An 8,450-nucleotide genomic window follows, 5' to 3' on the forward strand; every position below is an offset into this window, starting at 1 on the left:
GGTGAGGGGACCATCCCCCCCAAATCCCGCTTCAAGCACACCCTTTAATCAATACCGCTCCAACCAATGCGCATAAGGCGCTGGCAGCGTCCAGGACGCCTGCTCCTCGCCCAACTCCTTGGCCGCCGCGTACGCCCAGTGCGGATTCTCCAAATGAGACCGCCCTACCATCACCACGTCCAGCTGCCCGCTGACCACCGCCTGTTCCGCCAATGCCGGCGTGCCAAAGCCCCACGCTGAACTCACCGGAATTTCCACCTCGCGTTTCACCCGCTCGGCAATCGGGCCCAGAAAAGCCGGTCCCCACGGAATCTTCGCCTCCGGGGTGCTGAAGCCGATGCTGACACTGAGCATGTCCAGTCCGCCGGCCTTGAGCCGTTTCACCAACTCGATCGACTCGACCAGGGTCTGCTCGTCGCGCCCGTCATACTCGATCACGCCGAATCGCGCGGTCAAAGGCAGGTGCTCAGGCCAGACCTCACGTACCGCAGCCAGGGTTTCAAGCAGAAACCGACAGCGGTTGTCGAAGCTGCCGCCGTAGGCGTCGGTACGTTTGTTGGAATGTTCAGAGAAGAAGCTCTGGCCCAGGTAACCGTGGGCGAAGTGCAGTTCCAGCCACTCGAAGCCCACCTCACGGGCACGCTTGGCTGCCTTGACGTAGTCTTCCTTAAGCTGGGCGATATCCTTGAGGGTGATTGCCCGTGGCACCTTCGGCAGGTTGGCGCCAAATGCCACCGCGGACGGCGCCATCGTTTCCCAGCCACGCGGGTCGGTATTGGCCATGTGGTCATCACCTTCCCAGGGCCGGTTGGCACTGGCCTTGCGACCGGCATGGGCCAGCTGGATGCCGGGGACGGCGCCTGCCGCCTTGATCATGCGCACCACGGGCGCGTAGGCCTGGGCCAAGGGGTTGCTCCAGATGCCCGTGCATCCTGGCGTGATGCGCCCTTCTGGCGACACGGCCGTCGCTTCGACGATCACCAGGCCTGCCCCGCCCCTGGCCAGCGAGGCCAGATGCACCTTGTGCCAATCATTGATCAGGCCGTCGTCGGCCGAATACTGACACATGGGCGGCACCGCGATGCGGTTGCGCAGGGTGATGTCCTTGAGCTGGAAGGGCTGGAACAGGGCGGACATAAGCAAGGCCTCTATCTGAAGGGGGAGACAGAAACGTTCGAGGCCGTGGCAGCCGGTTAGTTGCACCGTCGGTCTGGGACCTCCGGGATTATATTGCCCGCGCGCGCGCCGGCTGATCCGGCGGCGGCGTTGACGGCCTCAGCCTTGCTATGGACCTGCTGTAGAATTGTTCCGCCAAGGCGTGGTCACACGATCACGAATCGACGAACCCAGGAGTACAGGATGAATTTCAAGTCTTTCGCCGCAAGCGTGACCATGGCTGGCCTGTTGGTCGGTGCATCGGCGACGGCGCTCGCCGCTTCCGATAGCCCTAGCGTCAACGGCGGCCCCGAGTCCATGGAGTTGAAAGTCGGTGACAAGGCTCCCGACAAATATGGCCGGTCGGACATGGCCATGAAGAACTGGAAAGGCGCGGGACTGAAACAGCCGTCGCCGGACAGCCAGTGGGTCCAGATGGACGATGCGTACGTGCTGATCAAGCGCACCAATAGCACCATCGAAGACATACAACCTGTGCCGAAATAAGGCTCTGGTCGGCCAGCGCGACGGCCAACGCCGTTCGCTGGCCGCGTTTCACCCGGCAACTTGGAAGCATACGGAAACAATATCCCGCCCCCTGCTTACAATCTGATACAGAAAAACTGTATAGATTGTAAATGCGCTTTACTCGCAGATGCGAATAACTACCATCTGAGCCCGACCGATATGTCGAGCGCTTCAGAACCGTGGCCGTAATCCAGGCCGACCTCCAAAAACCAAGCGGCTGCTCTCGTCATTTCCTATTCATTTGGAGAGCACCATGCGCTTGAAACTCAGTCACCTGTCCGTCGCGTTGATGACCGCCGTCGCCCCACCCGCCTTCGCCGAGTCCCTGGAGATCAGGCCGGACGAAGTATTGCTGGAGTCGACCGATCTGCCGGTGGACGGTAGCAAGCAAGCGCTGCAACTTGAGGAAACCCAGGTGCTGGGCACCGCTGCCCAAGAGCTCAAGCAGGCGCCTGGGGTGTCGATCATCACGGCCGAAGACATCAAGAAACGGCCGCCGGTCAATGACCTCTCGGATGTCATCCGACGCGAGCCCGGTGTCAACCTGACCGGCAACAGCGCCAGCGGCAACCGCGGCAACAACCGCCAGATCGACCTGCGCGGCATGGGCCCGGAGAACACCTTGATTCTCATCGATGGCAAGCCTTCGACCTCGCGCAATGCCGTGCGCTATGGCTGGAATGGGGATCGCGACACCCGCGGCGAAACCAACTGGGTGCCGGCTGAAGAAGTCGAGCGTATCGAGATTCTGCGCGGGCCGGCGGCTGCGCGCTATGGCTCCGGTGCGATGGGCGGAGTGGTCAACATCATCACCAAGCGCCCTACCGATGAGCTGCATGGCTCGATGACGGTGTACAGCATACTGCCCGAGGACGATGCCGAAGGTGCAGGCAAGCGGGCCAACTTCAACCTCAGCGGACCGCTCACCGATGACCTGATCTTTCGCGTCTACGGCAGCCTGAACAAGACAGATGCCGACGACGCCGACATCAATGCCAGCCACCAGACCGACCCTGCGTCTACGGTGGCCGGCCGCGAAGGCGTGCGCAACAAGGACATCAACGGCCTGCTGAGCTGGAAGCTCGACCCCCAGAACACCTTCGACCTGGAAAGTAGCTACAGCCGTCAGGGCAATATCTACACCGGCGACACCATGAACAACAACGGCAGCGACTTCGTACAGAGTCAGTTGGGCAAGGAAAGCAACGTGCTGCACCGCTCCAGCTTCGGCCTGACCCACCATGGCGACTATGAATGGGGCAGTACCCAGTCTTCGCTGACCTACGACTTCACCCGCAACAACCGTCTGCGTGAGGGCCTGGCGGGCGGTCCCGAAGGCGCGCCCAACGGCGCCGGTCGCTTCGAGTCGCGCCTGCGCAACACTCGCGCCGCCAGTGAGGTGAACCTGCCCGTGAGCTGGGGAGCCGAGCAAGTGCTGACCCTGGGCGGCGAATACCTGTACGAGTCCATGAGCGACCCCGGCGCGCTCAGTTCGCAATCGTTCGACACCACCGGCGGCGCGGCAGATGCCTTGGGTGTGGATCGCAGCACCAGCAAGATCACCGCGCGCAGCTTCGCCCTGTTCGTCGAAGACAACATCGAGGCGACTGCAGACACCATCATCACGCCCGGGCTGCGTTTTGATCATCACGAAACCTTCGGCGACAACTTCAGCCCGAGCCTCAACGCTTCGCATCAGCTGACCGAGGCCTTGACCCTTAAGGGCGGTATCGCCCGGGCGTACAAGGCGCCGAACCTGTACCAGTCCAACCCCAACTATTTGCTTTACAGCCGCGGCCAGGGCTGCAGCGTGGCCCAGACCAACAACGGCGGCTGCTACCTGGTAGGCAACGAAAACCTGGTCCCGGAAATCAGCGTCAACAAGGAAATTGGCCTGGCCTACGACAAAAGTAGCTGGCGGACCAGCGCGACCTACTTCCGCAACGACTACAAGAACAAGATCGTTGGCGGCTTCGATCCCCTCTACCGGCTGCAGAGCGGTGCGCGGGTACTGCAGTGGGAGAACTCCGGCAAAGCGGTGGTCGAGGGCGTCGAAGGCAATCTGTTCATAGCGCTGTCACCGGTGCTGGATTGGAACACCAACTTCACCTACATGATCGAGTCGGAAAACCGCGACACTGGCGAGCCGCTGAGCGTTATTCCCAAGTACACCCTGAATTCCACCCTGGACTGGCAAGCCACCGACCAGCTCTCGTTCCAGGCCAACGCGACCTGGTACGGCAAGCAGGAGGCCCCGACGTACAACAACCGCACGGGTGTTTCCTACGACCAGGAGGCCCAGCGCGACGTGTCGCCCTATGCCGTCGCCGGCCTGAGCACGGGCTACGAGTTCAACAAGAACCTCAGCGTACGGGTCGGCATCAGCAATCTGTTCGACAAGCAACTGTACCGCGCCGGTGGCGCCAGCTCGGCAGGTGCGCAGACCTACAACGAACCCGGACGGGCCTACTTTGCCTCTGTCACCACGTCTTTCTGAAAGGAGTTCGAGCGATGTTCAAACCACTCTGTCTGATGCTTTCGCTGCTGACCGTGCCTGCGGTGTTCGCCGCCCAGGAACGCACCCTGGATACCCCCCACGGCCCGGTGACCCTGAAGGGTTCGCCGAGCAGCGTGGTCACCCTGGATGAAAGTAGCTTCGACGCCGCGCTGGCGCTCGGGGTCAAGCCGGTGGGCACGGTGTCGACCCGTGGCAGCGACCAGGTCTCGGCCTATCTGGCCGACAAGGCAGGCACCCCGCGCATCGTCGGTACCTCGCGCGCGCCAAGCCTGGAAGAGATCTTGCTTCTCAAGCCCGATCTGATTCTGGCACCCGCGGGGGTGAGCGCCGAATTGTTCAAGGCTTACAGCGCGATCGCGCCTACGGTGGCGTCGCCCCACTCGAGCATGACCGACTGGGAAGCCAGTACTGCCTATTACGCCAAGGCACTGGATCGTGAATCCGCTGGAGCCGAGGTGCTCAAGGCAGTCGATCAGCGCATCGCCGGGCTCAAGGCGCGGATTCCGGCAGGCCAGACGGTCTCGGTAGTGCGCTGGAATCCGCAGGGACCCATTGCCATGTCTGGCAGGGTTTTCGTCGGTCAGCTGTTGAACAAGGTTGGCTTGCAAACGACCGAGTTGGCCAACAGCCTGAAGAAACCGCACAGCGACGTGCTGAGCCTGGAGAATCTGAACCGGGTGGATGCTGACTGGTTATTCGTTGCCAGCCTCAACGCCGACGGCGCCAAGGCCCTGGCTGAGGCCCGGCGGCAGCCGGCGTTCGAGCGCCTGCGTGCGGTGCAGAACCAGCGCGTGGTGACGGTGGATGGACAGGTGTGGGCCAGCGGATCGGGGCCGCTGGCGGCGAACAAGGTGCTGGATGATGTGGAGCGGGTGTTGGTTGGGCCTTGATCAGGATTGGGTTTGGCGGTGAATGGTCCCCTCACCCCAGCCCTCTCCCTGAGGGAGAGGGAGCTAAAAGCACACCACGTACGGCTCCTTGCCATGAGGGAGAGGGAGCTAAAGCACACCGCGCACGGCTCCCTCTCCCTCAGGGGGAGGGCTGGGGCGAGGGGACCATTCACCACCGAACCCACCTCCTACCCATCACCCAGCAAACCCACCGAGACCCTATGACCGCCCCACCCACCCCCTATCCTTCGATCCTCCTCAAATCCGCCAGCCTGCTGGCTTTGGCCATTTTCACCAGCCTGCTGTTCGGTGCCGGCGACACCGGCCCGTTGGGCGCCTTGCACGCCCTCCTCGGCCAAGGCAGCGAGGAAGCGCGCTTCGTCGTCTTCGAGCTACGCTGGCCACGCACGCTTCTCGGTGTGCTGGTGGGCAGCGCCCTGGGTGCCGCCGGTATCGTCTTGCAGGCCACCACCCGCAACCCTCTTGCCGAACCGGGCATGCTGGGTGTGAGTGCTGGCGCTTCCCTGGCAGTGGTCGTTGCGGTTGCCCTGGGCGCCAGCTCGGCCACCGTCAACCTGGGCGTCGCCGTTGGGGGCGCCCTGGGAGGTTGCCTGCTGGTGCTGCTGGTCAGCCGCCTCGGCAGCCTGGGCGACGATCCGGTACGGCTGATTCTCGCGGGTGCGGCGTTCAGCAGCCTGCTCGCCGCGTTCACCTCGCTGATTCTTTTGCACGACCAGCGCAGCGCCGACGAGATCCGTTTCTGGGTCATCGGCGCCTTGGCCGGCCGCTCGAGCGATACCTTGCTGTGGAGTCTGCCAGGTGTGCTGGCCGGGTTGGCGTTGTTGGTCCCAGTGGTCCGACCCTTGGCCAGCCTGGCATTGGGCGAACGGGTCGCTGCGGGGCTCGGTCACCATCCGCAGCTGATTCGGCTATGGGCACTGGTCGCCGTCGCCATTCTGGTCGGTACGGCCACCGCTGCCGCCGGCCCCATCGGCTTCGTCGGGCTGATCGTGCCGTTCGTAGCCCGTCGCCTGGTGGGTCCGGACATCCGCCGCACCCTAGCCCCTGCCCTGTTGCTGGGGCCCTGCGTGCTGATCGCCGCAGACATCGTTTCGCGCCTCACCGTGCGCCCGTACGAACTGCCCATCGGGGTCATCACGGCCTTAATCGGTGCGCCGATCCTCATCGCCGTGGTCCGCGGACAAAGGATGCCTCGCCTATGAATACCGACAACGTGCGTGGCTACTGGCGGCTCAGTCGCGGTGGTTATTCGCTGCTGCTGCCCAAGCGCGCCTCGGTCGCAGCACTCGGGCTGATCGCGGCGCTGGCAATGGCCTGCGCCATGAGCCTGGCCACCGGTTCGGCCAACATCGGCCCGGCAACCGCCTTCATGGCGCTGCTGGGTGCCGGGGACCCGATGAACGTGTTTCTGGTGCGCGAACTGCGTCTGGAACGGTTGCTCGCCGGGCTGTTCACCGGCACGGCCCTGGGCATTGCCGGCTGTCTGCTGCAAACCCTGGCACGTAACCGCTTGGCGACCCCCGGCGTGATCGGCATCGACGATGGCGCCACGTCATTCGCCGTCGCTTCCATCGTGGCCCTGCCGACCAGTCTTGCGCCCTCGGCCCTAGCCTTGATCGGCGCGTTCACCGCCGCTGCGCTGGCTTTTGGCCTGGGCGGCAGTGGTGCCAGGGGGTATCGTTTCATCGTGGTAGGCATTGGCGTCGGTGCGGTGTTTGGCGCCCTGACCAATCTGATGCTTGCCCGCACCGATCTGGACAGTGCCAACCAGGCTTACCTCTGGACGGTGGGCAGCCTCAACGCCAGGCCCTGGCTGGCGGTGCAGATCCTGGGGATGGCCCTGCTGGTTGCGGTGCCGGCGGCCAAGGCCTTGAACCGCGCCTTGGCCACCCTGCGTTTCAACGACAACGTGGCCCGGGGCTTGGGGGTGCAGATCGACCGAGTGCGCACCCTGACCCTGATATTGACTGTGCTGCTGACCGGTCTGGCGGTAGCCGTGGTCGGCCCGGTAGGACTGATCGCCCTGGCGGCGCCGGAGATGGCACGCTACCTGGCCGGTCACCGAGGCGTGCCGATCATCGGTGCCGGACTGGCTGGCGCCTTGCTGATGGTGATCGCCGACTGGGCGGGCCGAACCTGGTTCGCGCCCCTGGAAATCCCGGTCGGTATCGTCACAGCCTTGGTGGGTGGCCCCTATCTACTATGGATCCTGATCCGCCAACCTGTACGGAGAACCCCATGACCCTGGATGCCGCCCTGTTGCAGGGCAATGTCGAGCCCGCCAGCCTGAGTGCTCACGCGTTGAGCCTGGGGTATGGGCAAACGACCATCATCGAGCAACTGTCGCTGACCATCCCTGCCCGTCAGGTTACCGCCATCGTCGGCCCCAATGGCTGCGGCAAGTCCACACTGCTGGCAGGGCTGTGTCGCTTGCACAAACCCAGCCAGGGCGCGGTGCTGCTCGACGGTAAAGCCATCACGCGCCTGCCGACCCGCACCGTCGCCCAGCGCCTGGCACTGCTGCCCCAGGATGCGACCGCGCCGGATGGGTTGACCGTGCATGAATTGGTGCGGTTTGGCCGGCAACCCCATCAGGGTGCATTGCGTCAGTGGTCAATGGAAGACCAGCGTATCGTCGACGCCGCCATCGCTGCAGCAGACCTGCAAGGGTTGGCGCAGCGGCCGCTGGAGTCGATGTCCGGTGGCCAGCGCCAGCGCGCCTGGATCGCCATGGCCATCGCCCAGGCTACACCGCTGCTGTTGCTGGACGAGCCAACGTCCGCGCTGGATCTGGGGCACCAGATCGAAGTGTTCGAATTGATCCGCAACCTGGCAACGGCTGGCAAGACGGTGGTGATGGTAGTACACGATCTGTCCAGCGCCTGCCGTTATGCCGATCACCTGGTGGCGATGTACGACGGGCAGATCGTGGCTGAAGGACCGCCTCGGGACGTGGTGACGTCCGAACTGGTGGAAAGGTTGTATGGGGTGAAGTGCGAGCTGTTGCGCGATCCGCACAGTGGCACGCCGATCATTGCGGGGGTGAGGCGGGTGTGAGGGTGATGGCGGGGTTGGGGATCGGTGGTGGATGGTCCCCTCACCCCAACCCTCTCCCTGAGTCAGAGGGGGCTAAAAGCGGATCGTCTGTATCCGCAGATTTCCGCACCCCCCCCAGCCCCACCCCCCCCCATCCGTGCTAGAAAGTAACAAAATGTTACCTGTCACGTATACTCCCATTTGAACGCTCCCGCCATCCCCCGCCTGTCCGCGCCCCGCCACCACCCCTTTGCCCTGCCCGGGCCCCCCGCCTGCCCCATCGCACACCCTCCCCACCCTGC

7 protein-coding genes are annotated in these 8,450 nt (G+C 64.0%); 6 read left to right on the plus strand and 1 reads right to left on the minus strand.

Annotated elements, in window-relative coordinates; all coding sequences use genetic code 11:
- Window positions 1-48 precede the first annotated feature (48 nt).
- On the minus strand, window positions 49-1,137 hold the full coding sequence (locus B3397_RS13120; RefSeq protein WP_296250716.1) for an NADH:flavin oxidoreductase/NADH oxidase: 1,089 nt from the start codon (window positions 1,135-1,137) through the stop codon (window positions 49-51).
- 222 nt (window positions 1,138-1,359) lie between these two features.
- Between B3397_RS13120 and B3397_RS13125 the strand changes: the two genes are divergently transcribed.
- The 6 genes from B3397_RS13125 to B3397_RS13150 all read left to right on the plus strand — a co-directional run bounded on the left by B3397_RS13125 (window position 1,360) and on the right by B3397_RS13150 (window position 8,169).
- On the plus strand, window positions 1,360-1,662 hold the full coding sequence (locus tag B3397_RS13125) for an RcnB family protein (RefSeq protein WP_296250717.1): 303 nt from the start codon (window positions 1,360-1,362) through the stop codon (window positions 1,660-1,662).
- 274 nt (window positions 1,663-1,936) lie between these two features.
- A complete protein-coding gene (locus B3397_RS13130) occupies window positions 1,937-4,180 on the plus strand; it encodes a FepA family TonB-dependent siderophore receptor (protein WP_296250719.1) in 2,244 nt (747 codons plus the stop codon).
- A gap of 14 nt (window positions 4,181-4,194) precedes the next feature.
- On the plus strand, window positions 4,195-5,091 hold the full coding sequence (locus tag B3397_RS13135; protein WP_296250721.1) for an ABC transporter substrate-binding protein: 897 nt from the start codon (window positions 4,195-4,197) through the stop codon (window positions 5,089-5,091).
- A gap of 221 nt (window positions 5,092-5,312) precedes the next feature.
- Window positions 5,313-6,314 carry a FecCD family ABC transporter permease gene (locus tag B3397_RS13140; protein WP_296250723.1) on the plus strand — a complete coding sequence of 334 codons (1,002 nt, stop codon included), beginning with the start codon at window positions 5,313-5,315 and terminating at the stop codon, window positions 6,312-6,314.
- The gene (locus tag B3397_RS13145) at window positions 6,311-7,354 is read left to right on the plus strand and encodes a FecCD family ABC transporter permease (RefSeq protein WP_296250725.1); all 1,044 of its coding nucleotides are present in this window, start codon (window positions 6,311-6,313) and stop codon (window positions 7,352-7,354) included. The genes B3397_RS13140 and B3397_RS13145 overlap by 4 nt, the downstream gene beginning before the upstream one ends.
- A complete protein-coding gene (locus tag B3397_RS13150; protein ID WP_296250727.1) occupies window positions 7,351-8,169 on the plus strand; it encodes an ABC transporter ATP-binding protein in 819 nt (272 codons plus the stop codon). The genes B3397_RS13145 and B3397_RS13150 overlap by 4 nt, the downstream gene beginning before the upstream one ends.
- Window positions 8,170-8,450: the final 281 nt, after the last annotated feature.

The sequence above is a fragment of the Pseudomonas sp. UBA4194 genome (assembly GCF_002379585.1).
In the GTDB taxonomy this organism is placed as follows: Bacteria; Pseudomonadota; Gammaproteobacteria; order Pseudomonadales; family Pseudomonadaceae; genus Aquipseudomonas.